This window comes from Polaromonas potterensis (assembly GCF_033446725.1).
In the GTDB taxonomy this organism is placed as follows: domain Bacteria; phylum Pseudomonadota; class Gammaproteobacteria; order Burkholderiales; family Burkholderiaceae_C; genus Polaromonas.
On record NZ_JAWQLX010000009.1, the window covers coordinates 1 to 23,595 of the forward strand.

Annotated in this window: 26 protein-coding genes and 1 tRNA gene; 3 read left to right on the plus strand and 24 right to left on the minus strand. The window is 60.9% G+C overall.

The features are described 5' to 3' along the window. Nucleotides 1-186: 186 nt before the first annotated feature. From R6254_RS15995 to R6254_RS16015, 5 genes are all read right to left on the minus strand, one after another. On the minus strand, nt 187-657 hold the full coding sequence (locus R6254_RS15995; protein WP_318408264.1) for an NUDIX domain-containing protein: 471 nt from the start codon (nt 655-657) through the stop codon (nt 187-189). Further along, complete coding sequence (locus tag R6254_RS16000) at nt 654-1,628, minus strand: ATP-binding protein (RefSeq protein WP_318408266.1); 975 nt, start codon at nt 1,626-1,628, stop codon at nt 654-656. Before R6254_RS16000 ends, R6254_RS15995 begins: the two co-directional genes overlap by 4 nt. Before the next feature lie 30 nt (nt 1,629-1,658). Next, on the minus strand, nt 1,659-2,888 hold the full coding sequence (gene argJ / locus R6254_RS16005) for a bifunctional glutamate N-acetyltransferase/amino-acid acetyltransferase ArgJ (RefSeq protein ID WP_318408267.1): 1,230 nt from the start codon (nt 2,886-2,888) through the stop codon (nt 1,659-1,661). A 46-nt stretch (nt 2,889-2,934) separates the two neighbouring features. After that, nucleotides 2,935-5,700 (minus strand): preprotein translocase subunit SecA, encoded by a 2,766-nt coding sequence (secA, locus tag R6254_RS16010; RefSeq protein WP_318408269.1) that lies wholly within the window; start codon nt 5,698-5,700, stop codon nt 2,935-2,937. 136 nt (nt 5,701-5,836) lie between these two features. After that, a complete protein-coding gene (locus R6254_RS16015) occupies nt 5,837-6,817 on the minus strand; it encodes a M23 family metallopeptidase (protein WP_318408270.1) in 981 nt (326 codons plus the stop codon). 35 nt (nt 6,818-6,852) lie between these two features. Between R6254_RS16015 and R6254_RS16020 the strand changes: the two genes are divergently transcribed. After that, nucleotides 6,853-7,170, plus strand: coding sequence for a hypothetical protein (locus tag R6254_RS16020; RefSeq protein ID WP_318408271.1), 318 nt, complete (start codon nt 6,853-6,855; stop codon nt 7,168-7,170). 112 nt (nt 7,171-7,282) lie between these two features. Here the strand turns inward: R6254_RS16020 and R6254_RS16025 are convergent. The 6 genes from R6254_RS16025 to petA all read right to left on the minus strand — a co-directional run bounded on the left by R6254_RS16025 (nt 7,283) and on the right by petA (nt 11,664). Further along, a tRNA-Thr gene (locus R6254_RS16025) sits at nt 7,283-7,358 on the minus strand. A gap of 12 nt (nt 7,359-7,370) precedes the next feature. Beyond that, a complete protein-coding gene (locus R6254_RS16030; RefSeq protein ID WP_318408272.1) occupies nt 7,371-7,925 on the minus strand; it encodes a ClpXP protease specificity-enhancing factor in 555 nt (184 codons plus the stop codon). Nucleotides 7,926-8,076: 151 nt separating this feature from the next. Then, nucleotides 8,077-8,688, minus strand: coding sequence for a glutathione S-transferase N-terminal domain-containing protein (locus tag R6254_RS16035; protein WP_077594012.1), 612 nt, complete (start codon nt 8,686-8,688; stop codon nt 8,077-8,079). A gap of 85 nt (nt 8,689-8,773) precedes the next feature. Beyond that, a complete protein-coding gene (locus tag R6254_RS16040; RefSeq protein WP_318408565.1) occupies nt 8,774-9,544 on the minus strand; it encodes a cytochrome c1 in 771 nt (256 codons plus the stop codon). Between the two features lie 19 nt (nt 9,545-9,563). Then, a complete protein-coding gene (locus R6254_RS16045; protein WP_318408275.1) occupies nt 9,564-10,964 on the minus strand; it encodes a cytochrome b in 1,401 nt (466 codons plus the stop codon). A 76-nt stretch (nt 10,965-11,040) separates the two neighbouring features. Continuing rightward, nucleotides 11,041-11,664, minus strand: coding sequence for a ubiquinol-cytochrome c reductase iron-sulfur subunit (gene petA, locus R6254_RS16050; protein WP_318408276.1), 624 nt, complete (start codon nt 11,662-11,664; stop codon nt 11,041-11,043). Nucleotides 11,665-11,923: 259 nt separating this feature from the next. Here petA and mscL point away from each other — a divergent pair, with 259 nt between their 5' ends. Further along, entirely contained in the window at nt 11,924-12,355 is a 432-nt protein-coding gene (mscL, locus tag R6254_RS16055; RefSeq protein WP_318408277.1) for a large conductance mechanosensitive channel protein MscL, read from the plus strand. Between the two features lie 107 nt (nt 12,356-12,462). Here mscL and pdxA read toward each other — a convergent pair whose 3' ends face one another. The 4 genes from pdxA to cysK all read right to left on the minus strand — a co-directional run bounded on the left by pdxA (nt 12,463) and on the right by cysK (nt 16,847). After that, complete coding sequence (pdxA, locus tag R6254_RS16060) at nt 12,463-13,497, minus strand: 4-hydroxythreonine-4-phosphate dehydrogenase PdxA (RefSeq protein ID WP_318408278.1); 1,035 nt, start codon at nt 13,495-13,497, stop codon at nt 12,463-12,465. 31 nt (nt 13,498-13,528) lie between these two features. Further along, a complete protein-coding gene (locus tag R6254_RS16065) occupies nt 13,529-14,311 on the minus strand; it encodes a Nif3-like dinuclear metal center hexameric protein (RefSeq protein WP_318408280.1) in 783 nt (260 codons plus the stop codon). A 31-nt stretch (nt 14,312-14,342) separates the two neighbouring features. Then, nucleotides 14,343-15,701 (minus strand): MFS transporter, encoded by a 1,359-nt coding sequence (locus R6254_RS16070; RefSeq protein WP_318408282.1) that lies wholly within the window; start codon nt 15,699-15,701, stop codon nt 14,343-14,345. Between the two features lie 222 nt (nt 15,702-15,923). Then, nucleotides 15,924-16,847, minus strand: a complete 924-nt coding sequence (gene cysK / locus R6254_RS16075) for a cysteine synthase A (RefSeq protein ID WP_318408284.1) — start codon at nt 16,845-16,847, stop codon at nt 15,924-15,926. Nucleotides 16,848-17,070: 223 nt separating this feature from the next. On the opposite strand from cysK, the gene R6254_RS16080 reads away from it, so the two are divergent. Further along, complete coding sequence (locus tag R6254_RS16080) at nt 17,071-18,225, plus strand: trypsin-like peptidase domain-containing protein (protein ID WP_318408285.1); 1,155 nt, start codon at nt 17,071-17,073, stop codon at nt 18,223-18,225. A gap of 74 nt (nt 18,226-18,299) precedes the next feature. Here R6254_RS16080 and tatC read toward each other — a convergent pair whose 3' ends face one another. The 9 genes from tatC to hisA all read right to left on the minus strand — a co-directional run bounded on the left by tatC (nt 18,300) and on the right by hisA (nt 23,509). Then, nucleotides 18,300-19,091 carry a twin-arginine translocase subunit TatC gene (tatC, locus tag R6254_RS16085; RefSeq protein WP_318408286.1) on the minus strand — a complete coding sequence of 264 codons (792 nt, stop codon included), beginning with the start codon at nt 19,089-19,091 and terminating at the stop codon, nt 18,300-18,302. 66 nt (nt 19,092-19,157) lie between these two features. Beyond that, nucleotides 19,158-19,625: a Sec-independent protein translocase protein TatB gene (gene tatB / locus R6254_RS16090; protein ID WP_318408287.1), complete on the minus strand. Its 468-nt coding sequence runs from the start codon at nt 19,623-19,625 to the stop codon at nt 19,158-19,160. Between the two features lie 44 nt (nt 19,626-19,669). After that, a complete protein-coding gene (tatA, locus tag R6254_RS16095; RefSeq protein WP_318408288.1) occupies nt 19,670-19,912 on the minus strand; it encodes a Sec-independent protein translocase subunit TatA in 243 nt (80 codons plus the stop codon). Between the two features lie 268 nt (nt 19,913-20,180). After that, a complete protein-coding gene (locus R6254_RS16100; protein ID WP_318408289.1) occupies nt 20,181-20,543 on the minus strand; it encodes a histidine triad nucleotide-binding protein in 363 nt (120 codons plus the stop codon). A 13-nt stretch (nt 20,544-20,556) separates the two neighbouring features. Next, entirely contained in the window at nt 20,557-20,928 is a 372-nt protein-coding gene (locus R6254_RS16105; RefSeq protein ID WP_318408290.1) for a DUF4870 family protein, read from the minus strand. 24 nt (nt 20,929-20,952) lie between these two features. Then, complete coding sequence (locus R6254_RS16110) at nt 20,953-21,333, minus strand: phosphoribosyl-ATP diphosphatase (RefSeq protein ID WP_318408292.1); 381 nt, start codon at nt 21,331-21,333, stop codon at nt 20,953-20,955. 10 nt (nt 21,334-21,343) lie between these two features. Further along, nucleotides 21,344-21,748 carry a phosphoribosyl-AMP cyclohydrolase gene (gene hisI / locus R6254_RS16115; protein WP_318408294.1) on the minus strand — a complete coding sequence of 135 codons (405 nt, stop codon included), beginning with the start codon at nt 21,746-21,748 and terminating at the stop codon, nt 21,344-21,346. A gap of 134 nt (nt 21,749-21,882) precedes the next feature. After that, a complete protein-coding gene (hisF, locus tag R6254_RS16120) occupies nt 21,883-22,662 on the minus strand; it encodes an imidazole glycerol phosphate synthase subunit HisF (protein WP_318408295.1) in 780 nt (259 codons plus the stop codon). Nucleotides 22,663-22,768: 106 nt separating this feature from the next. Then, complete coding sequence (hisA, locus tag R6254_RS16125) at nt 22,769-23,509, minus strand: 1-(5-phosphoribosyl)-5-[(5-phosphoribosylamino)methylideneamino]imidazole-4-carboxamide isomerase (protein WP_318408296.1); 741 nt, start codon at nt 23,507-23,509, stop codon at nt 22,769-22,771. Nucleotides 23,510-23,595: the final 86 nt, after the last annotated feature.

Here is a 23,595-nt window from a genome sequence, read left to right on the forward strand (position 1 = left end):
CGATGCTTGGCAGCAAGCTCGAAACGCCCTTCAGCGAACCATCGAGTGGAAATTCACTCGGCAGGATGCAGATACAAAGCTTGGGCGATACTATGTTTCGAAACTTGCGTGTTGATGTACTAGCCCTTATTTAACGGGTGTAATCAGCTATCAATAAAAGAGCGACGCAAACGTCGCCGGTCGGCCTCAAGCCACGGCGTGGGTCGCACCGGCAAATGCGCGCTCGCTGGCGAACCAGGCCAGTACCGGGATGGTGCCGGGCAAGACCGGTATGACCTCGACCGGCAAACGCTGCCAGGCAAACAGCTGGCCTTCGCGCATGTGCAGCTCGCCCGCCCAGTCCAACACCTTGCAGAAGTTGAGCCGCACCAGCGCATGCGGGTAGTCCACCAGTTCGACTTTCCAGGGCTGCACGGCACCAATGGTGATGCCGATTTCTTCATGCAACTCGCGGCGCAAGGCCTGCTCGACGGTTTCGCCCTGCTCCAGCTTGCCGCCGGGGAATTCCCAATAACCTTCGTAGACCTTGCCGGGCGGGCGTGAGGTCAGCAGAAAGTCGCCATCGGCACGCACCAACACACCCACCGCCACATCGACCACCTTGCGGTCTGCGCCGCCCTCACGCGGGCGTTCGCCGTCAGCGACCAGCACACTCATGTCGAATGATCGGGGGCCTGGTCGTCCTGATCGGGCGACACCACGGCTGCGGCGCCTGGCCGCTCATACGCCGCGATGGCAGGTGCCGACACGGGCCGGTTGTCGCTGTCACGGCCGGCGTAATCACGGGCGAACTGGTAGGCCACGCGACCGCTGCGTGAGCCGCGCTCCAGCGCCCACACCAGCGACGCCGGTTTGGCGGCGGTAATGGCTTCAGGCGTCACGCCGAAAGACGACAGCCACTGCGCGACGATGGTCAGGTATTCATCCTGGCTGAAGGGGTAGAAGCTGACCCACAGGCCAAAACGTTCAGACAGCGAAATCTTTTCTTCCACCACTTCGCCGGGATGCACCTCACCGTCTTCGCTGCGGCTGTAGGTGAGGTTTTCCGTCATGTATTCGGGCAGCAGGTGGCGCCGGTTGCTGGTCGCGTAAATCAGCACATTGGGCGTGGCCGCCGCGACAGAACCATCAAGAATGGACTTGAGCGCCTTGTAGCCCGGCTCGCCTTCCTCAAAACTCAGGTCATCGCAAAAAACGATGAATTTCTCGGACAGGCCGGAGACCACGTCGACGATGTCGGGCAAGTCGGTCAGGTCGGCTTTGTCGACCTCGATCAGCCGCAGACCACGCGCCGAATATTCATTCAGGCAGGCCTTGATGAGTGAGGACTTGCCGGTGCCGCGAGCGCCGGTCAGCAACACATTGTTGGCGGGTTTGCCGAGCACAAACTGCTCGGTATTGCGTTTGATTTTTTCCTTCTGGTCTTCGATTTCCTTGAGGTCACCCAGACTCATGCTGCCAATGTGGCGCACCGGCTCCAGCGAGCCATGGCCAGAGCTGCGCTTGCGGTAACGGTAAGCGACCGAGGCACTCCAGTCCGGCGCCGACAGAGGCTGCGGCAACACGGATTCAATACGCGCAAGCAGGGACTCTGCGCGCGCCATCAGGCGTTCAAATTGCTCGTTCATGGTCGGATAAGAGGTAAAAGGCTGAAAGCTTCAGCTGCGGTAGTCCGCGTTGATCTTGACGTAGTCGTAGGACAAATCGCAGGTCCAGACCGTGTCGGCGGCTGTGCCGCGGCCCAACACCACCCGCACGGTGATTTCGCTTTGTTTCATCACGCGCTGGCCGTCGGCCTCGACGTAATCGCCATGCCGGCCGCCGTTTTTGGCCACCAGCACGTCGTCCAGGTACAAGTCGATCCGGGTCTGATCCAGGTCGTTGATGCCGGCATAACCAACCGCCGCCAAAATGCGTCCAAGGTTGGGGTCGCTGGCGAAAAAAGCGGTTTTGACCAGCGGGGAATGTGCAATCGCATAAGCCACCTGGCGGCATTCGGCACCGTTTTTTCCACCCTCCACCTGGATGGTGATGAACTTGGTCGCGCCTTCGCCGTCGCGCACGATGGCTTGCGCCAATTGCCGCGCAATCGTCAGCATGGCCGCACGCAGGGCCTGGCCGTCAACGCTGTCGAGGGCGGTGATCGGTGCATGCGCCGCCTTGTTGCTGGCCACGACCACAAAGGAGTCGTTGGTCGAGGTGTCGCCATCGACCGTGACGCGGTTGAACGAACCTTCGGCCAGCTCGGTGGCCAACTGGTTTATCAGCGCTTGCGACACACAGGCGTCGGTCGCCAGAAAACCCAGCATGGTCGCCATGTTGGGACGGATCATGCCCGCGCCCTTGCTGATGCCGGTGATGGTGATGTCTGCGCCGCCTAGCTTGATGCGCGTCGAAAAAGCCTTGGCCACCGTATCGGTGGTCATGATGGCTTCGGCGGCCTTGCCCCAATTGTCTTCGCGGGCATCTGCCAGCGCTGCCGGCAAGCCGGCAGCAATACGGTCATGGGGCAAAGGCTCCATGATCACGCCGGTGGAAAAAGGCAGGATTTGCTCCGGCGACAGATTCAGCTCACGGGCCAGCGCGATACAGCTGGCCTGGGCCCGGTTCAAACCGTCGGCACCGGTGCCCGCATTGGCATTGCCGGTGTTGATCAGCATGGCACGGATGCCCAGGTTTTTGGCCAGATGTTCGCGGCAGATCTGGACCGGTGCGGCGCAAAAACGGTTTTGCGTGAAAACCGCACCGACCGAGGCGCCCTCCTCCAGCAACAACACCGACAGGTCTTTGCGGCCGACCTTGCGTATCCCCGCTTCGGCAATGCCCCAGCGCACGCCGGGAACGGGATAGAGGTCAGCGGCGGGCGTGGCAACCAGATTGACAGGCATGTTCTCTTTGTTCCAGGTAAGAGGTGGGTAACGGTGATTGAAGGTCTTAGTTCAGCTTGCCGTGGCAAAGCTTGTATTTTTTGCCGGAGCCGCAAGGGCAGGGATCGTTGCGGCCGACACGTGGCATCGCCGAGGCCGGCAGCGCCTGGCCGCGGCGCAACGACTCTTCGTCGACCGTGGTCTGGACTTCGCCGGTTTCGGTGGGCGCCGTGTAGGTTACGTTGGCGATGTTTTCTGCGCGGTTTTCCATTTCCACGGCCGCTTGTTCGAGCTGTTCACCCGACTGCACTTGCACCGTCATCAGGATTTTGGTGACCGCGTTTTTCACGCTGTCGAGCAACTGGCCGAACAACTCAAAGGCTTCGCGTTTGTATTCCTGCTTGGGCTGCTTCTGGGCATAACCCCGCAAGTGAATACCCTGCCGCAAATAGTCGAGCGCGCTCAGGTGATCACGCCAATGGGTGTCTATGGTTTGCAAGAGCACAATCCGCTCGAACTGCGTGAAGTTCTCTTCACCGATTTTTTCGACCTTGGCGGCAAAAGCCGCGTTGGCGGCGGCCAGCACTTTCTCCATCACCTCTTCGCCGGTGATGGCGCTGGCGGCCTGCACTTCGGCCTGAAGCGCCAGTTCGATCTGCCATTCGTCGCGCAGCACTTTTTCAAGACCGGCCAGGTCCCACTGCTCCTCGACGCTTTCGGGCGGAATGTACTGGTGCGTCAGGTCGGTGAAACAGCCTTCGCGCAGGGAAGCGATCTGCTCCTGCAGGCTGCCCGCATCCATGATGTCGTTGCGCTGCTGGTAAATCACCTTGCGCTGGTCATTGGACACATCGTCATATTCCAGCAGTTGCTTGCGAATATCAAAGTTGCGTGCTTCCACCTTGCGCTGCGCGGATTCGATGCTGCGGGTCACGATGCCGGCTTCGATGGCCTCGCCATCGGGCATCTTCAGCCGCTCCATGATGGCACGCACGCGGTCGCCGGCAAAAATGCGCATCAGCGGATCGTCCAGGCTCAGGTAAAACCGCGAAGAGCCGGGGTCACCCTGGCGGCCCGACCGGCCACGCAACTGGTTGTCGATACGGCGTGACTCATGACGTTCCGTCGCAATGATGCGCAAGCCGCCCAGCGCCTTGACCTTTTCATGCTCCAGTGTCCACTGAGCCCGCAAACGCACAATTTCCGCCTGCTTGGCGGCGGTGTCCAGCGACTCGTCGGCCTCGACGGCTTCCACGAGTTTTTCCACGTTGCCGCCCAGCACAATGTCGGTGCCTCGGCCGGCCATGTTGGTGGCAATCGTGATCATGCCGGAACGACCTGCCTGGGCCACGATCTCGGCTTCACGCGCATGTTGTTTCGCGTTCAGCACCTGGTGCGGGAGCTTTTCCTTTTCCAGCAGCTGGTCGATGATTTCCGAGTTTTCAATCGAGGTGGTGCCGACCAGCACCGGCTGGCCGCGCTCATAACATTCGCGGATGTCCTTGATCGCCGCTTCGTATTTCTCACGCGTGGTTTTGTAAACGCGGTCAAGCTGGTCTTCGCGCCGGCTCGGACGGTTGGGCGGGATCACCGTGGTTTCCAGACCGTAGATCGACTGGAACTCGTAGGCTTCGGTGTCGGCGGTACCGGTCATGCCGGCCAGCTTGCCGTAGAGCCGAAAGTAGTTCTGGAAGGTGATCGATGCCATGGTCTGGTTTTCAGCCTGGATCTGCACACCTTCTTTGGCTTCCACAGCCTGGTGCAAACCTTCGCTCCAGCGCCGGCCCGACATCAGGCGGCCGGTGAACTCGTCCACGATGACAATTTCGCCGTCCTGCACCACGTAGTGCTGGTCGCGGTGATACAGATTGTTGGCCCGCAGCGCGGCGTACAAGTGGTGCATCAGCGAAATATTCGCCGGGTCGTACAGGGTCGCGCCTTCCGGGATCATGCCCAGGCCGAACAAAATGCGCTCGGCATTTTCATGGCCCTGTTCGGTCAGAAACACCTGGTGTGTTTTTTCGTCCAGCGTGAAGTCGCCGGGTTTGGTGACGCCCTCGCCGGTGCGCGGGTCGGCTTCGCCTTCCTGGCGTGTCAACAAGGGCACCACCTTGTTCATCGCCAGGTACATCTCGGTGTGGTCTTCGGCCTGGCCGCTGATGATCAGCGGCGTGCGGGCTTCATCGATCAGGATGGAGTCCACCTCGTCGACGATGGCGTAGTTGAGAACGCGTTGCACGCGATCCGCCACTTCGTAGACCATGTTGTCGCGCAGGTAGTCGAAACCGTACTCGTTGTTGGTGCCGTAAGTGATGTCGGAGTTGTAGGCTTCCTGCTTTTCTTCGCGTGACATGTTTGGCAAATTGATGCCGACCGTCAGGCCCAGGAAGTTGTAGAGCTTGCCCATCCAGCGTGCATCGCGGTTGGCCAGGTAATCATTGACCGTCACCACATGCACGCCCTTGCCAGTCAGTGCGTTGAGGTAGACCGGCAGGGTCGCCGTCAGGGTTTTGCCCTCGCCTGTCCCCATCTCGGCGATCTTGCCGTTGTGCAGCGCCATGCCACCCAACATCTGCACGTCGAAGTGACGCATCTTCATGACCCGTTTGCTGCCTTCGCGGACGACGGCAAAAGCCTCCGGCAGGATGGCATCCAGGGTTTCACCCTTGGCCACGCGGTCTATGAATTCCCGGGTTTTGGCGCGCAACTCTGTGTCGTCGAGCTTTTCAAGCTGCGATTCCATCGCATTGATGCGCTCAATGGATTTGCGATAAGTTTTGAGCAGCCTGTCGTTGCGGCTGCCGAAGATTTGAGTCAGGATATTGGAAGCCATAAATGCGAGGCCGCGCTGGCAGCCCCGGTGAGCTGGCAGTGCGGCCGAAATCCCTTATTGAGTATCGACTTAAGTTAGGGGCGCTTCCAGTTTGTTCAACTGCGCGCCAACGGCGGATTTTACCTCTGCTGTGGCGCTATTTCGGACGGGGCGCCTGAGCGGGCTGCACGACCGGTTGCGCGACTGCTGCCACCATGGGCGCCGGAGGCAGTTTCTGACCGGCGGTGAGGAATTTTTGCGGGTCTTGGAACACACCCTGCACCAGCACCTCGAAATGCAGATGTGGGCCGGTCGAGCGTCCGGTGGTGCCGACCTCGGCTATTTTCTGGCCACGCTTGATCAGGTCGCCCTTTTTGACCCAGACTCGGGAGGCATGCGCGTAGCGGGTCACCAGGTCGTTGCCATGGTCCACTTCGACCATGTTGCCGTAAGCCGAATGGTATTCCTGCGTCACCACAATGCCGCCGGCGGCCGCCAGAATCGGCGTGCCGGGGTCAGCTGGAAAGTCCAGCCCGGTATGCAGTGCGGAGCGACCATTGAGGGGATCAAGCCGCCAGCCAAACGAGGAGCCAAGCACACCGGCCGACACCGGCTGCTGGGTGGGCACCATCATTTTCTTGATTTTCTGGTCAAACAGACGGGACTCCATCACCGTCATCAGGTCCACACGCTGATCTGTCAGTTTGTCGAGATCGGCCAGCGTGGCCTGCAATTCATCCATGGTCAGCGAACGGCCGGTGACCAGCACCCCGCCGCGGCCGGGCATGGTCTTGATGTCGTTGGGATTGACCCCGGCCAGGCCGGAAACCCGTTCGCCCAAGGCTTCGAGCTGCATCATCTTGGCCTGCATTTCGCCCAGCCGCTTGGCCATGGCGTCGAGGTTTTCGCGCAGGAAACGGTCACGCTGCTCGAACTCGTCTTTCACCACCAGTTTGACGAGGGCGCCGACCACCGGCCAGCCTTCACGCGCGCCCTTGAGAAACACCCAGTGGTACAAGCCTGCGGCCACCAGCATCAAGACCAGAGCCCCGACAAAAATCGCCACCACCAGTTTGGTGCCACTTAAATAAATGGCGCGGCTTTTTGCCAGCCACGCATCCGTGATAATCAAATGCACCTGTCCCACTCCTTGAAAACCTGAGCCCACTCACCGTGATTTCCCGCCCCCGCCTGCACCAAGCCGTCACCCTCAGCCAGGCGGCAGAAAATGCGCCGTCCCTGGCGCGACTGGCCATGCTGGTCAAGGAATCCAACGATAGACTCAAAGCCATTGAGTCCTTGCTTCCGGCCAGCTTGCGCTCCGCGATTCAGGCCGGGCCGATTGACGACGGTGTCTGGTGCCTGCTGGTCAGCAGCAATGCGGCGGCGGCCAAAGTTCGCCAGTTGCTGCCACTGATCCAGTCCCGTTTGACGGGCAAAGGTTTGAAGGTTACCTCAATTCGGCTGAAGATACTAATCACCCGAAAGTAGTCAAAATCGAAGTCGAACACGCTGCAAAGGCTTGCAGGTATTGATGATGATGCTATTGAAGTGATAGTCGCCTGCACCAGCAGCAAACGTGCCGGTGCAGGGATGTTATGAATGGTGCCGCTTGTCGGATTCGAACTGACGACCTACCGCTTACAAGGCGGTTGCTCTACCAACTGAGCTAAAGCGGCACAAACTTTATTTTACTTGACCCGTTTCAGCGAAGGACGTTTTCCTTGCTGCGGTTTGGGTGGCTCCGGGGGGTCCGTATCATCGTCACGGCCCGAAGCGGCATTGTTGGCCGGTACCAATTGTACGATCTTTATTTCCGGTCCCGCAGAAAGTTTCTCATCTTCTGCAGGCAGAGCCGATGCCGGCTCATCCAACGCGTCTTGCGCATGCGCATCGGCCGCTGGCTGCGGACGTGACGCGCCCGGCGTCACCAGCGGAAAGGCCATGCCCTGGCCGTTTTCACGCGCGTAAATGGCGATGACACGGCTGATGGGCACCATGATTTCACGTGCGCTGCCGGCAAACCTGGCCTTGAACTCGATGAAATCGTTGCCCAGCTTGAGCGAACTCGTGGCATCAAAACTGATGTTGAGCACGATCTCATTGTTCTTGACGTATTCGCGCGGCACCTGCACCGTTTCATCAACGGCCACAGCCACATACGGCGTCAAACCGTTGTCGGTGCACCATTCGTAGAGCGCCCGTATCAAATAGGGGCGCGTGGAGGTGGCGTCCAGAGCGTTCATCAAATCAGCCATTTAAATCCAAACCAGCGCAACATGCGAACCGGCGCCCTCTTCCCCAGCCAGGGCCGCGGAACCGGCTATGCCGGGCCGCAGGCGCAGCACCCCCTCGGGGGGCAGCGCAGTACGCGAAGCGACAAGCGTGGGGGCCATATTACTTACGCATGACTTTCTCGGAGGGTGTCAGCGCCTCGATGTAAGCCGGACGCGAGAAGATGCGTTCAGCGTACTTGAGCAGCGGCGCGGCATTCTTCGACAGGTCGATGTCGTAGTAGTCCAAACGCCAGAGCAGCGGTGCAATCGCCACGTCGAGCATGGAGAAGTTGTCGCCCAGCATGAACTTGTTTTTCAGGAACACCGGGGCGAGCTGGGTCAGGCGATCGCGGATGTGCGAACGGGCTTTTTCCAGCGCTTTTTCATTGCCCTTGGAAGCGCGGGCTTCCAGCGTGTTGACATGCACGAACAACTCTTTTTCGAAGTTGAGCAGGAACAGGCGAACACGCGCGCGGTCGACCGGATCGCCGGGCATCAGCTGTGGATGCGGGAAACGCTCGTCAATGTATTCGTTGATGATGTTCGACTCGTACAGAATCAGGTCGCGCTCGACCAGGATTGGCACCTGGCCGTACGGGTTCATCACATTGATGTCTTCGGGCTTGTTGTACAAGTCCACGTCGCGGATTTCGAAATCCATGCCTTTTTCAAACAGCACAAAACGGCAGCGGTGCGAGAAAGGGCAGGTCGTGCCTGAATAAAGGACCATCATGGTACGGGACTCCTAAATGCAAAGGAGTGGATACGTTGAAAGCATCCACTCCAGAAGGTGCCGGGCACGTGCCCCGGCGAAAAAATTACTTGATGTCTTTCCAGAACGCAGCGTTCAGGCGCCAGGCAATGAAAGTGAACATTAGCAGAAACATCAATACCCAGACACCCACACGGACACGGGTATTTTGCGCCGGCTCACCCATCCATTGCAGGTAAGCGACCAGATCACCCACCGCCTGGTCGTACTGCAACGGGGTCAGGGTGCCCGGTGTGACCTGTTGCCAGCCCTTGAAGACCGACACCTTGTGGCCGTGTTCTTCTTTTTCGTCAAACAGCGGCTTGCGTTCGCCCGACAGTTCCCACATCACGTGTGGCATGGCCACGCTGGGGAAAGCCAGGTTGTTCCAGCCGGTGGCCTTGGTGTCGTCGCGGTAGTAGGTGCGCAGGTAGGTGTAGAGGTAGTCTGCACCGGTGCCGCCGTGGCCGGAGCGCGAACGTGCAATCACGGACAAGTCGGGTGGGTTGCCGCCAAACCAATCCTTGGCCTGCCTGGGATCAATGGACGCCTTCATGGTTTCGCCGACCTTGTCGGTTGCGAACAGCAGGTTGTCCTTGATCTGCTGCTCGGTCAAACCAATGTCGCGCAGGCGGTTGTAACGCATGAACGCGGCCGAGTGGCAGTTCAGGCAGTAGTTGACAAACAGCTTGGCGCCATTTTGCAGGGCCCCGAGGTCGTTGACTTTATTCGGCGCCTTGTCCCAGGCAATGCCTTCGCTCGCGGCGTACACGCCGTTGCTGCCGGCCAGCGCCAGCACGGTCACTACACCCAGAGCGAGTTGTTTCAATGTCTTCATCATGTTCTGGATCTCCGGCTCAGTGGGCAGCAAAAGTCACGCGATCGGGGACGGGCTTGAAGGTGCCGAGACGGCTCCACCACGGCATCAACAGGAAGAAGCCGAAGTAAAACAGCGTTCCGATCTGCGACACACGCTCGTTGATCAGCGAAGGCGGGTTGATACCCAGGTAGCCGAGCACCAGGAAGTTGACGACAAAAATGCCGTACAACCACGAATGCCAGGTAGGCCGATAACGAATCGATTTGGCCGCACTGTTGTCCAGCCAAGGCAGGAAAAACAGGATGATGACCGCACCACCCATGACCACCACGCCCCAGAACTTGGCGTCGATCATCAGCATCGCGGCGATCAGCACCACCGCAGCGGCGACGATGACGGCTTTGAACAGGGCCGCCATCTTGGCCTTAAGCACACCCAGCACGGCACCCGCCAGCACACAGGCGATCAGCGCATACATCATCTCGCTGGTGATGGCACGCAGCATCGAGTAATACGGCGTGAAATACCAGACCGGGGCGATGTGTGAAGGTGTCTTCAGCGAATCAGCCGGGATGAAGTTGTTGTATTCAAGGAAATAACCACCGGCCTCAGGCGCGAAGAAAATGATCGCCGAGAAAACCATCAGGAACACGCTGACACCAAAAATGTCATGCACCGTGTAATAAGGATGGAAAGGAATGCCATCCAGCGGTTTGCCCGTTGCGTCCTTGTGTGCCTTGATTTCCACGCCGTCAGGATTGTTGGAGCCAACTTCATGCAGCGCGATCAAATGCGCCACCACCAGGCCCAGCAGCACCAGCGGCACGGCAATCACGTGAAACGCGAAGAAGCGATTCAGCGTGGCGTCGCCCACCACGTAGTCGCCGCGGATCAGCAGCGCCAAGTCAGGACCGATGAAAGGAATCGCGGCAAACAGGTTGACGATCACCTGGGCGCCCCAGTAGGACATCTGGCCCCATGGCAGCAGGTAACCCATGAAGGCTTCGGCCATCAGGCACAGGAAAATCGCGCAGCCGAAAATCCAGATCAGCTCGCGCGGCTTGCGGTAGCTGCCGTAGATCAGGCCACGGAACATGTGCAGGTAAACCACGACAAAAAATGCCGAAGCCCCGGTGGAGTGCATGTAACGCACCAGCCAGCCCCAGGGCACATCGCGCATGATGTATTCGACCGAGCCGAAAGCCAGTGCGGCGTCGGGCTTGTAATGCATGGTCAGGAAAATACCGGTGACGATCTGGATGACCAGCACCAGCAGGGCCAAGGAGCCGAACACGTACCAGAAGTTGAAGTTCTTCGGTGCGTAATATTCGCTCATGTGCTCTTTGTAGAGCTTGCTGGCGGGGAAGCGGTTGTCGACCCAGTTCATCAACTTGGCAGCAGCCGGCGCATCGGGGGAAATTTCTTTTAGTTCAGCCATAAGGGATCCTATTCGCTAGTCGGTGGAGGACTTGGGCGGACGCCACGCGGCGCCGGCCTGCTTGTCCAGCAAAGCTTCAGGCTTTTTTGTCCTCACCGATCAGCAGCTTGGCGTCTGACAGGTACATGTGGGGCGGCACTTCCAGGTTGTCCGGTGCTGGTTTGTTTTTATAAACACGGCCAGCAATGTCGAAGGTCGAGCCATGGCAAGGGCACAAAAAGCCGCCGGCCCAGTCGTCCGGCAGCGAAGGCTGCGCGCCGGGCTGGAACTTGTCGGTGGGCGAGCAGCCCAGGTGCGAGCAGATACCGACGGCCACAAAAATCTCGGGCTTGATCGAGCGGTTTTCGTTGCGGGCGTACGCGGGTGTGAGTTCGTCGGGCTTGCGCTCGGACTTCGGATCCGCCAGCTGCGAATCCAGCTTGGGCAAACCAGCCAGTTGTTCGGGCGTACGTTTGACGATCCAGACCGGCTTGCCGCGCCATTCCACGGTCAGTTTTTCACCCGGCTTCATGGCCGAGATGTCGACTTCGACAGCGGCACCGGCAGCCTTGGCTCTTTCGGACGGCTGAAAACTGCTGACAAAGGGCACAGCAACAGCGGCAACACCAGCGCCGCCAACGGCGCAGGTGGTCACGATCCAGTTTCTTTTATCTTTATCGATCGGCGCACTGAGCGGCGCCTTGTGGCTTGCTTGGGTCATGGGTGTCCTACAAGAACGGGGCTTGAAAAACTTGAAAAGAGGCTTATTGGGGTCAACCCGGGATTGTAGCGGAGCGCGAAGGGGTATTTCAAGCGGCCAGGCGGCCGCCTGGGTACCCGACAGCGGCATGGCAAGGCCGCCACGCTGCCGGAAACCACCGTCCGGGCTGGCACAAGCCCGCAAGCTGCGCCCATAATCCGGCTGCGGGCCTGCATCCAAGCGGCAAGCACTGATTCAAGCAACAACAAAGGAGTACGCCATGGGCATGATGCAGGAATTCAAGGAGTTTGCCATCAAGGGCAGCGTCGTCGACCTGGCAGTCGGCGTGATCATTGGTGCGGCGTTCGGCAAAATTGTCGACTCCGTGGTCAGCGACCTGATCCTGCCGGTGGTGGGCGCGGTGATCGGCAAGATTGATTTTTCCAACCTGTTCATCGTGCTGGGCAGCGTGCCCGCCGGAACGGCCATGACCCTGGACTCCCTGAAAAAAGCCGGCGTCCCGGTGTTTGCCTATGGCAACTTCATCACGGTGGCGGTCAACTTTGCCATCCTGGCTTTCATCATTTTCCTGATGATCAAACAAATCAACCGCATGAAAAAGGAAACCCCGGCCGCGCCCGCTGCGCCGGCACCTACGCCGGAAGACGTGGTGCTGCTGCGCGAAATTCGCGACAGCCTGAAAAACCGCTAAGCCCGAAGCAGCCGGTGCCGGCAGACGCTATCGACTTGATAGCTGCTTGCGCCCGCTCCTGCTGGGCTGGAGGCCTTTTTTCCTTGAATTTTTGAGGCAGCCGCGATTCAGGCGGCCAACTGGCGTGCCATGCGAATCGCCGCCAGCAGGCTGGCCGCATCGGCTACGCCGCTGCCGGCGATGTCAAACGCCGTGCCGTGGTCCGGGCTGGTACGCACCAGCGGCAGGCCCAAGGTGACGTTGACGCCCTGCTCCACCCCCAGGTATTTGACCGGGATCAGACCCTGGTCGTGGTACATCGCCACCACCACGTCGAACTCGCCGGGTTTGTCCGGCGTGTTTCGCGCGCGCATGAAAACCGTGTCCGGCGCAAAAGGGCCGCTCACGTCCAGGCCTTCAGCCCGTGCGGCGGCGATGGCCGGCGCGATGATGGCTTGCTCCTCACTCCCAAACAGGCCGCCCTCGCCCGCGTGCGGGTTCAGGCCCGCCACCCCGATACGCGGCGGCCGGCCCAGGCTGGCGCCTACGGCGGTGTGCGTGATACGCAGGGTCTGCAGCACATTCTCAAAAGTCACCGCCTCGATCGCCTGGCGCAGCGACATGTGAATGCTAACCAACACAGTCTTGAGCTCGTTGTTGGCCAGCATCATGCGCACCGGCACGTCCAACACGGGCTGGCCGAGAAACGCCGCGGCCTCTGCCTGCAGCATTTCGGTATGTCCCGGAAACTGTGCGGCCCAGCCGCCGGCGGCGGCCAGGGCTTCCTTGTGGATAGGCGCGGTCACCAGAGCGGCGGCGTCACCGGCCAGCACGGCGCGGGCGGCCCAGACGATGCAATCGGCAGCTGCCAGTCCGGCCAAAGGGCTGACCAACCCATAAGGAACGGGCGCAGGCAGCGCACATTTTTGCAACACCGGGATACAGCGCGGCGGCACCGAGCCGAGTTGCGCCAGAGTCTCCAAGTGCGCCACGGCCAGCGGCACCGACGCCGCGGTCAACGCGCAGGCACGGCGCAGGGTGGCCACGTCACCGACCACCACACAACCAGCCGTGTCAGTCGGCGCGTCGCGAAAAACCCTGGCGATGATTTCCGGGCCAATACCGGCCGCATCGCCCATGGTGATGAGAAAAGGTTTATTCATTCGAATACCTTGGTGCTTCGCACTGCGGCGCTCATGCCGGGTTGTCGATGTCGATGAATTCGTGGTCCAGGCCCAGCTGCGCCGCCACATGCGCGGCCACGGCGGGCGCGCCATAACGCTCGGAGGCGTGGTGGCCGCAGGCGATGAAGGCCACGCCCATTTCGCGGGCGTAATGCGCTTGCGGCTCGGAGATTTCGCCGGTGATGAAAGCATCGGCGCCGGCGGCAATCGCCGCCTCAAAATAGCCTTGCGCGCCGCCGCTGCACCATGCTATGTTTTTAATAGCTGCTTGCGGCCGACCCACAAGGACCACAGGCCGATTTAATGCCTGTTTGATGTGTTCGGCCAGTTGCTCGGCGCTGTCAAAGCCGGCACCCGCCGCCGGGTCGCTGCGGCAGCCCAGAAAACCCAGGTTGTTCTCGCCGAAATAACGGTCGGCGCGCAAGCCCAGTTGCCGCCCCAGTTGTGCGTTGTTGCCCAGCTCGGGGTGGGCGTCCAGCGGCAAATGGTAGGCGTAGAGGTTGATGTCGTGCGCCAGCAGCAGCGCCAGGCGTTGTTTCATCCAGCCGGTGACACGGCCGTCCTGGCCGCGCCAGAACAGGCCGTGGTGCACAAAAATCGCGTCGGCCTGCGCAGCCACCGCAGCCTCGATCAGCGCCAGGCTGGCGGTGACACCGGACACGATTTTGCGCACCTCGGCCTTGCCTTCGACCTGCAGGCCATTGGGGCCGTAGTCCTTGAAACGTTCGGGCTGCAGCAGCATGTCCAGCGCCTGCAGCACAGCCTGTCGGTGGGCCGGGAAAGAAGTAGTCATGCGGCGATTGTCTCAGGCCCGCGGCCTGGCGTCAGGCTTTGCGCGGGCCGCGCCGGGCCGCCCTTTTCTTCCCCACCTGTTTCTCGACATAAGCCCGGTGGGTCATGGGCAGCAGACCCAGGGCAAAACCCAGGATGGCCAGCCCGCCGACGTAATGCGCCGGCCCCATCGCGTCCTGTTGCACCCAGGCGCTGATGATGATGGGTGTCAGGCCGCCAAAAATAGCGTAAGACATGTTGTAGGCAAAAGACAGCCCGGAAAATCGCACCGCCGCCGGAAAGGCCCGCACACCGACGATGGGCACCACGGCGATGATGCCGACAAACAGGCCCACCAGCGCGTAGCTGACCATCAGCGAGGCGGGTGTGCCAGGCAGGCTGCTGTAAAACAGATAGGACGAGATGAACAGGCCGGGAAAACCAATCAGCATCACCGGGCGTGTGCCAAAACGGTCCGTCGCCCAGCCGACCAACACACAGCCCAAGGTCAGCATCAAAGTGGCGACGCAGTTGGCCTCCAGTGCCAAGGTCACCGGAATGTGGTGCACGGTCTGCAAATAGGTCGGCGTGAACAAGACCACCACCACGATCGCGGCGGACAAGACCCAGGTCAGCAGGCCGACCAGCAAGCTGGCGGCGCGGTGCTCGCGCAAAATCGTTTTGACCGGCATCTCGCGGGCCACGTCGCGGCGCGCGGCCAGCGCCTGAAACACCGGGGTTTCCTGCAAAAAACGGCGCAGGTAGACCGACACCATGCCAAAAACACCACCCAGGATGAAAGGAATGCGCCAGGCAAAATCGCTCACCTGCGCTGGGCTGTAGTGGTGATTCAGCGCAATCGCGACCAGCGAACCCAGCAAGATGCCGCCCGTGATGCCCGCCGTCAGCGTGCCTATGCCCAGGCCATAACGCTTGGCCGGCACATGTTCGGCCACAAAAACCCAGGCGCCCGGCATTTCACCGCCAATCGCCGCGCCCTGCAACATCCGCATGGCCAGCAGCAACAAGGGCGCCGCCACGCCAATGCTGGCGTAGGTGGGCAACAAGCCAATCACCAGGGTGGGCAGCGCCATCATGAAAATGCTCAAGGTGAACATGCGTTTGCGGCCCAGCTTGTCGCCGAAATGGGCAATCACAATGCCGCCCAGCGGGCGCGCCAGGTAGCCGGCGGCAAAAATGCCAAAGGTCTGCAACTGGCGCAGCCAGTCCGGCATGTCGGCGGGGAAAAACAGGCTACCCAGCACGGTGGCAAAAAAGACGTAGATCACGAAGTCGTAAAACTCCAGCGTGCCGCCCAGGGCGGACAGCCCCAGGGTCTGGTAATCGTGGCGGGATAGCGTGCGCGAAGGCGCGGCAGCGGCGCTCGCGCGGGATGGAGTCGGCTTGGTCATGGGTCTTCCCGAGGCAGTGATCAGTGGTAAAAAACTGCTGCGCGAAAAGGGACAGGCGGGGTCACTGCCTGCCGGCAGCGGCCGTTCAGGCGCGCCAGGATCTGGCGTCAGGCGGGCGGCAGCCGGGTATCGTGGCTGCCGCGAGGAACAGGTCGGCTTGCACAGCCTGCCTGTATTTTAAGGGTTTTCCCTAGCATTTAACGGGCTGGGGGATTCCGCCCTTCAGGGCAGGAAACCTTCGACCGACAAATAACGCTCGCCGGTGTCGTAGTTAAAACCCAGCACCGTGCTACCGGGTGGAATCTCCGGCAGTTTTTGCGCAATCGCCGCCAGGGTGGCGCCCGAGGAAAGACCGACCAGCAGGCCTTCCTGCGCGGCGCAACGACGTGCATAGTCTTTGGCGGCATCACCTTCGACCTGGATCACGCCGTCGAGCAAACTGGTCTGCAGATTGACCGGGATAAAGCCCGCACCTATGCCCTGAATCGGATGCGGCGAAGGTTTACCGCCGCTGATCACGGGCGAGGCCGAAGGCTCGACCGCATAGACCTGGGTGTGCGGAAACTTGGCCTTGAGGACCTGGGCCACGCCGCTCAAATGCCCGCCTGTGCCCACCCCGGTGATCAGGACATCCACGCCCAGCGGAAAATCGGTCAGGATTTCTTGCGCGGTGGTGCGCACATGGACGTCGATATTGGCCGGATTCTCAAACTGCTGCGGCATCCAGGCGCCAGCTGTTTGGGCCACCAGTTCTTTCGCGTGGGCAATCGCGCCATTCATGCCTTTTTCGCGCGGGGTCAGCTCGAAGGTGGCGCCGTAGGCCAGCATCAGGCGGCGCCGTTCAACACTCATGCTGTCGGGCATCACCAGCACCAGTTTGTAACCCTTGACCGCCGCCACCATGGCCAGCCCGACGCCGGTGTTGCCCGAAGTCGGCTCGATGATGGTGCCGCCCGGCTTGAGCGCGCCGGATTGCTCGGCCGCTTCGACCATGGACAGCGCAATGCGGTCCTTGATGGAGCCGGCCGGGTTGCTGCGTTCGGACTTGATGTAAATCTGGTGGGTCTGGCAGGCCGCGCCAAACAACCGGTTCATGCGGATGTGCGGCGTGTTGCCTATGGTGGCGAGAACGCTGGAAGCTTTCATGGCAAGGTCCTTGAGGGTTGTGGTGATGGCGGCTCAGCCTGGGATTTGGCAAATTATGACGCTTGACACCAAACACCGGCCTGGTGCGCCTTCAGGCCTCAGCAAGGTGCACAAATTGGGCGAGAATTGGCGCATGCAGGGGCGGGTCCATTGACGGTCACGCCCCCTGCCCTGCTTGCCTGACCTTTCCCGATCTTTCCCGCCGTATCACCCTGGAACCACCATGCGCAAATCCTGGCTTTTGTTTTCCCAAACCGTCACGGTGCTCCTGGCCGCCTATTTTGTGGTGGCCACCCTCCAGCCACAATGGCTGAACCGGGCTGCGCTGGGCCATGCGGTCGCCGTGATCCAGGCCCCGGCCGGCAACACGCCGGCTGCCCCCGCGCCCGGCAGCCTGGCCGCCGCCGCCAAAACCGCGTCGGCCGCCGTGGTCAGCATCAACACCAGCAAGACGGCGACGCGCAACCCCAATATGGACGACCCCTGGTTCCGCTTCTTCTTCGGCGACCAGGGCCAGAGCGAGCCGCAGGTCGGCCTGGGCAGCGGCGTCATCGTCAGCGCCAGCGGCTACATCCTGACCAACAACCATGTGGTCGACGGCGCGGACGACATCGAAGTCATCCTCAACGACACGCGCAAGGCCAAGGCCAAGGTCATAGGCACGGACCCCGAGACCGACCTGGCCATCCTGAAAATCGAGCTTGATAAATTGCCGGTCATCGTGCTCGGCAGTTCGGACACGGCACAAGTCGGCGACCCGGTGCTGGCCATAGGCAACCCTTTTGGCGTCGGGCAAACCGTCACCAGCGGCATTGTCAGTGCGCTGGGCCGCAACCAGCTGGGCATCAACACTTTCGAGAACTTCATCCAGACAGACGCTGCCATCAACCCCGGCAACTCCGGCGGCGCGCTGGTCGACACCCAAGGCCGGCTGCTGGGCATCAACACCGCGATTTATTCGCGCTCGGGTGGCTCCATGGGCATTGGGTTTGCCATTCCGGTGTCCACCGGCAAACAGGTGCTGGAAAGCATCGTCAAGGACGGCCAGGTGACACGTGGCTGGATTGGTGTGGAGCCGCAGGACCTGAGCCCGGAACTGGCCGAGACCTTTGGCATCAAGCCCGACACCGCCAAGGCCGGCGGCGTGATCATCACCGGGGTGCTGCAAAACGGCCCGGCGGCGCAGGCCGGCATTGTGCCCGGCGATGTGATTGTCGAGGTGGCGGGTAAACCGGTGGCGACGGTGTCCGAGTTGCTGAGCGCCGTGGCCGCCCTCAAGCCGGGCGTGCCGGCACCGCTGGGCGTGTTGCGCAAGGACAAAAAGACGGTTATCCCGGTGGTGCCCGGCACCCGCCAGCGGCCCAAGGTGAGACGCTAGGCCGGGGGGTTTGAATCGCTATCGGTTTGATAGCTGCCTGCGCCCGCAAATCAAGGGCTACAGGCCTTTTTTGCTTAAGGCTTGGCGGCTTCGGTGTCTTCCGGCGCCTGGGTGTTTTTGATAAAAATCTGCGCCGCCCAGATACCAATTTCGTAAAGCAGACACATCGGAATGGCCAGGGCCAGCTGTGAGACCACGTCCGGCGGCGTGACCACCGCGGCGATCACAAACGCCAGAACGATGAAATAACCGCGGAAATTTTTCAGCTTCTCGATGCTGACGATGTTCATGCGCGCCAGCACCACCACCGCGATCGGCACCTCGAAGGCCAGACCGAAGGCCAGAAACATGCTCAGCACAAAACCCAGGTAGGCCTCGATGTCCGGCGCCGCCACAATCGATTTGGGCGCAAACCCCTGGATGAAGCGGAACACCTGGCCGAAGACGAAGAAGTAGCAAAAAGCCACACCGACAAAAAACAGCACAGTGCTGGACACCACCAGCGGCATCACCAGTTTCTTTTCATGCGTGTAAAGCCCAGGCGCGACAAAAGCCCAGACCTGGTACAACACCACCGGCAAGGCCAGCATGAAAGCGGCCATCAGCAAAATTTTCAGTGGCACCATAAAAGGTGAGATCACCGAGGTGGCGATCAGCGAGGCGCCCTTGGGCAGGGTGGCGACCAGCGGCGCGGCCAGCAGGTCAAACAGCACCGCCGGGCCAGGCCAAAGGGCCAACACGCCGGCCGCGATGCCGATGGCAATCACCACCTTGATCATCCGGTCGCGCAACTCCATCAGGTGCTGCACAAAAGGCTGCTCGGTGCCCGCGAGTTCGTCGGGCTTGTCGGTGTTGGAATCACTCATGGCAGAACTTTGCGCTGGATGGAAGGCGCCGTGGGGTGCGCGGGAAAAGGCCGATAAAACGAAAAATCAGGCATTGCGGGCCGGACGTGGGCGAAAACGCGCCACACGCGCCGCGCCCGACAGCGCCTTGGTGCGCACACCGGCGCGGGACTTGTACCACTGGGGCGTGGCACCGGCTTTGAGCCGCCAGTTTTTCTTCGGGTGTTTGTACTCGGGGAAACTGATCATGCCCGGCAACTCGTCGCTGGACGTTGTGCCTGTGGTTTCCGCCCAGGATTTTTCAAAGTCGCTGGCGTTGGTCTGGATGGAGTTTTCGACATCGCGGGCGGCGCCCTCGACACTTTCCTTCATCTTCTTGAGTTCATCCAGCTCCATCGAGCGGTTGACCTCCTGCTTGACGTCGGCCACATAACGCTGCGCCTTGCCCAGCAGCATGCCCACCATGCGGGCCACCCGCGGCAGTTTTTCGGGGCCGATCACAATCAGCGCCACCGCGCCTATCAGGGCGAGTTTGGACAGGCCGATGTCGATCACGGCAGTTCAGCCCTGTGAGCCGTCAGAAAAGGAGCGGCTGCCAATCAAGACTTCTGCTTGGCTTCGACGTCGATTGTGGTTTTGTCGGCGCTTTGGGCATGGGTCACCTGACCGGCGGCTGCGTCGGCTTTTTCGTCAGCGGTCTGGCCGCCTTCTTTCATGCCGTCCTTGAAACCCTTGACCGCGCCGCCCAGGTCGCTGCCCATGTTCTTGAGCTTTTTGGTGCCGAACACCATCACCACGATCAACAGAACGATCAACCAATGCCAAATGGAAAATGAACCCATGTTTTGCTCCTAATCTGTAATTGCAATCTTGCACAACGTTGCGCCCATTCTAAGGGCCTTGTACGCCGTTTCGCCGCCTTGACTTGCATTGACCACCCTGACGGCTCAACTGGTATTTGCGGGGGAATACCTGCCTTGCAAGGGGTCAGTACCGCACGTGAAGCGACAAGCGTGGAGGCGATGTGATTTCCCGCCGGGCCGCCCCAAGGGAAATGCGCCACCGCGGGGGGCAGCGCCTTACACGAAGTGAAAAGCGTGGGGGCAATGTTCAGCCGCGCAACCAGGGCCGGGGACCACCCATCACGTGCAGGTGTAAATGCTGAACTTCCTGCCCGCCTTCGGCACCGGTGTTGACCACGATGCGAAAACCACCCTCGGGATAGGGTCGGCAGCCTTTTTCCAGCGCCAGCTTGGGCGCCAGCGTCATCATGCGGCCCAGCAAGGCTTCGTGGGTCGGCCCGACCTGGGCCATGGACGCGAGGTGGGCTTTCGGAATCATCAAAAAGTGCACCGGCGCCCAGGGGTGGATGTCGTCGAAAACAAAGATGTCCTCATCTTCGTAGACCTTGGTGCTGGGGATTTTGCCGGCGGCGATTTTGCAGAAAATGCAGTTGTCTTCGGGATGGCTCATGGGTGTCTGCGGGTCAGAGTAAAGGAAGGACCCGGGCCGGGCGGTTGCTGTTGAAACGTAGCCAGCCGCGTATGCAGCGGTACAGGTACCAGAGGTACACAATGCCGTAGGCAATCATGCCCGGCAGCAAAAACAGCAGCCACAAAGGCGACAGCAGCACCAGCCACATCACGGTCCACCAGAAGGTCTGGATCATGTAGTTGTGGTGGTCGATGTACAAGGCGTCGGACTCGTCGGCACGGCGGATGTAATTGACGATGAGGGCGATCACCGCAAAAATGCCGCCACTGAACCAGGCCAGCGTATGCAGGCCGTACAACACATGCATGACGGTGCGGTCGTTGGCGTTTTTGTAATCGAATTCAGCCAAATCTGTCTCGCTCATGGTTTCCTCTTTTGGGCACTTGCCTTATTTTTCAGTCGCGTCACGGGCCTGCACCTTGCGCAAGGCCTTTTCCTCGATACCACTGGTGCCCTCGCGGCGCTCCAGCTCGGCCAGCACATCGGTCGGGCTCAAGCCGTAATGCGCCAGCGCAATCATGCTGTGAAACCACAAATCAGCGACTTCGCCAACCAGTTTGGCTTTCAGCGCGGGCGTGGCGCCGCCATGGTCGAGGTCCTTGGCCGCCATCACGGTTTCGGTGGCTTCTTCGCCGATTTTTTTCAAAAAGGCGTCCGGGCCCTTGTGCAACAGGCGCGCCACGTAGCTGGTGCCCGGGTCACCGCCGTTGGCCGCTTTGCGGCTTTCAATGATGTGCGCCAGGCGCTGCAGGGAATCGTTGGAGCTCATAAGTCTTGTTTTATTTGTAGATGCTGTGCGGGTCTTTCAAGACCGGCTCGGTCACGACCCATTGGCCATCCTTGTACAGGCTGAAAAAACAGCTGTGGCGGCCGGTGTGGCAGGCTATTCCAGGTTGATCGGGCTCATGCCCAAGCTGCGTCACCTTGAGCAAAATCACGTCGTTGTCGCAATCCAGCCGGATTTCATGCACCGTCTGCAGATGGCCGGACTCTTCGCCCTTGTGCCACAGCCGCCCGCGCGAGCGGCTGAAATACACGGCCTGGCCCAGCTCGGCGGTTTTTTGCAAGGCCTCGCGGTTCATCCAGGCAAACATGAGCACGTCGCCGCTGGAGGCTTCCTGGGCAATCACCGGGATCAAACCCTGGCCGTCCCATTTGATGTCGTCTAGCCAATTTTGAGTCATGCGCCAATTGTCATGGATTTGGAGAGGCCTCGGGGATTTCCCAAGTCAGGATATCGCGGGACCGGCTCCGCCGGACCGCAGATATCGCCCCAGCAGGGGGGAAGGCGCTACACGCAGTGAGCGCCCGACGGGGCTTACAACCGCACCGGGATGCCGCGCCCGGCCATGTGTGCCTTGGCCTGCTGCACCGTGTATTCGCCGTAATGGAAAATGCTGGCGGCCAGCACCGCGTCGGCGCCGCCCAGCTGGATGCCGTCGGCCAGGTGGTCCAGGTTGCCAACGCCGCCGGAGGCGATCACCGGCACATTGATGGCGTCGCTCACCGCGCGGGTCAGCGCCAGGTCAAAACCGGCCTTGGTGCCGTCGCGGTCCATGCTGGTCAGCAAAATTTCGCCGGCGCCGCGCCGCGCCATTTCGGTGGCCCAGGCGACCGCGTCCAGGCCGGTGTTTTTGCGGCCACCATGGCTGTAAACGTCCCAGCCAGCGCCACGGCTTGCCGCGTCTTCGTCGCTGCGGCGTTTGGCGTCGATGGCGACCACGATACATTGCGCGCCGTATTTGGCCGAGGCGTCTTCAATCACCTGCGGGTTGGCCAGCGCGGCCGAATTAAAGCTGGTCTTGTCGGCCCCGGCATTCAGCAGGCGCCGCACATCGTCGACCGTGCGCACACCGCCGCCCACCGTCAGCGGGATAAACACCTGCGAGGCCACGGCTTCGATGATGTGCAGGATCAGGTCGCGGCCGTCGCTGGTCGCGGTGATGTCCAGAAAAGTCAGTTCGTCGGCGCCCTGCTCGTTGTAACGCGCGGCGATTTCCACCGGATCACCGGCATCGCGCAGCTGGGTGAAGTTGACACCTTTGACGACGCGGCCGCCGGTGACATCCAGACAAGGAATGATGCGTTTGGCTAACATGTGCCCCCACGCTCACCCACTTCGTGTGGTTCGCTGCCCCCCGAGGGGGCCGCTGCGCCTGCGGCCCGGCTAAGCCGGTTCCGCGGCCCTGGCTGGCTGGCTGCGATCATCCGTTGAGCTCATCGGCTTTGGCTTGCGCAAGGGCAAAATCCAGATCGCCGCTGTAAATCGAACGGCCGCAGATCACACCTTCCACGCCTTCGCTTTCGACGGCGCACAAGGCCTCGATGTCGGCCATGTTGGACAGGCCGCCCGAGGCGATCACGGGAATCGTCAGCGCCTTGGCGAGCTTGACGGTGGCCTCGATGTTGATGCCGCTGAGCATGCCGTCGCGGCCAATGTCGGTGTAGATGATGGATTCAACGCCGTAGTCCTGGAACTTCTTGCCGAGGTCAATCACTTCGTGGCCGGTCAGCTTGCTCCAGCCGTCGGTGGCAACCTTGCCATCCTTGGCGTCCAGCCCGACGATGATGTGGCCGCCAAAGGCGGTGCAGGCGTCCTGCAGAAAGCCGGGATTTTTCACCGCGGCCGTGCCGATGATCACGTAACGCAGGCCGGAATCCAGGTAACGCTCGATGGTGTCGAGGTCGCGGATGCCGCCGCCCAGCTGCACGTCGATCTCGCTGCCGACTTCGGCCAGGATCTTGCGGATGGCGGCTTCGTTTTTCGGTTTGCCGGCAAATGCCCCGTTCAAGTCCACCAGGTGCAGGCGACGCGCGCCTTTGTCCACCCAGCTGCGCGCCATGGCGGCCGGGTCTTCACTGAAGATGGTGGATTGGTCCATATCGCCCTGTTTAAGGCGCACGCAATGGCCGTCTTTTAAGTCAATCGCGGGGATAAGTAGCATGGGCAATAAAGGAAAAACGGTGAGGTTGGAGTGAGGGAAAACCGCTGCGGCGCGAGCCGGTGGGCGGTGAAGGGCTTTGAAAAGCT

Coding starts and splice junctions, on each gene's coding strand:
- R6254_RS15995 (WP_318408264.1), bottom strand. CDS start 657: ATGAGTGTGCTGGTCGCTGACGGCGAACGCCCGCGTGAGGGCGGCGCA.
- R6254_RS16000 (WP_318408266.1), bottom strand. CDS start 1,628: ATGAACGAGCAATTTGAACGCCTGATGGCGCGCGCAGAGTCCCTGCTT.
- argJ (WP_318408267.1), bottom strand. CDS start 2,888: ATGCCTGTCAATCTGGTTGCCACGCCCGCCGCTGACCTCTATCCCGTT.
- secA (WP_318408269.1), bottom strand. CDS start 5,700: ATGGCTTCCAATATCCTGACTCAAATCTTCGGCAGCCGCAACGACAGG.
- R6254_RS16030 (WP_318408272.1), bottom strand. CDS start 7,925: ATGAACGCTCTGGACGCCACCTCCACGCGCCCCTATTTGATACGGGCG.
- R6254_RS16035 (WP_077594012.1), bottom strand. CDS start 8,688: ATGATGGTCCTTTATTCAGGCACGACCTGCCCTTTCTCGCACCGCTGC.
- R6254_RS16040 (WP_318408565.1), bottom strand. CDS start 9,544: ATGAAGACATTGAAACAACTCGCTCTGGGTGTAGTGACCGTGCTGGCG.
- R6254_RS16045 (WP_318408275.1), bottom strand. CDS start 10,964: ATGGCTGAACTAAAAGAAATTTCCCCCGATGCGCCGGCTGCTGCCAAG.
- petA (WP_318408276.1), bottom strand. CDS start 11,664: ATGACCCAAGCAAGCCACAAGGCGCCGCTCAGTGCGCCGATCGATAAA.
- mscL (WP_318408277.1), top strand. CDS start 11,924: ATGGGCATGATGCAGGAATTCAAGGAGTTTGCCATCAAGGGCAGCGTC.
- pdxA (WP_318408278.1), bottom strand. CDS start 13,497: ATGAATAAACCTTTTCTCATCACCATGGGCGATGCGGCCGGTATTGGC.
- R6254_RS16065 (WP_318408280.1), bottom strand. CDS start 14,311: ATGACTACTTCTTTCCCGGCCCACCGACAGGCTGTGCTGCAGGCGCTG.
- R6254_RS16070 (WP_318408282.1), bottom strand. CDS start 15,701: ATGACCAAGCCGACTCCATCCCGCGCGAGCGCCGCTGCCGCGCCTTCG.
- cysK (WP_318408284.1), bottom strand. CDS start 16,847: ATGAAAGCTTCCAGCGTTCTCGCCACCATAGGCAACACGCCGCACATC.
- R6254_RS16080 (WP_318408285.1), top strand. CDS start 17,071: ATGCGCAAATCCTGGCTTTTGTTTTCCCAAACCGTCACGGTGCTCCTG.
- tatC (WP_318408286.1), bottom strand. CDS start 19,091: ATGAGTGATTCCAACACCGACAAGCCCGACGAACTCGCGGGCACCGAG.
- tatA (WP_318408288.1), bottom strand. CDS start 19,912: ATGGGTTCATTTTCCATTTGGCATTGGTTGATCGTTCTGTTGATCGTG.
- R6254_RS16100 (WP_318408289.1), bottom strand. CDS start 20,543: ATGAGCCATCCCGAAGACAACTGCATTTTCTGCAAAATCGCCGCCGGC.
- R6254_RS16105 (WP_318408290.1), bottom strand. CDS start 20,928: ATGAGCGAGACAGATTTGGCTGAATTCGATTACAAAAACGCCAACGAC.
- R6254_RS16110 (WP_318408292.1), bottom strand. CDS start 21,333: ATGAGCTCCAACGATTCCCTGCAGCGCCTGGCGCACATCATTGAAAGC.
- hisI (WP_318408294.1), bottom strand. CDS start 21,748: ATGACTCAAAATTGGCTAGACGACATCAAATGGGACGGCCAGGGTTTG.
- hisF (WP_318408295.1), bottom strand. CDS start 22,662: ATGTTAGCCAAACGCATCATTCCTTGTCTGGATGTCACCGGCGGCCGC.
- hisA (WP_318408296.1), bottom strand. CDS start 23,509: ATGCTACTTATCCCCGCGATTGACTTAAAAGACGGCCATTGCGTGCGC.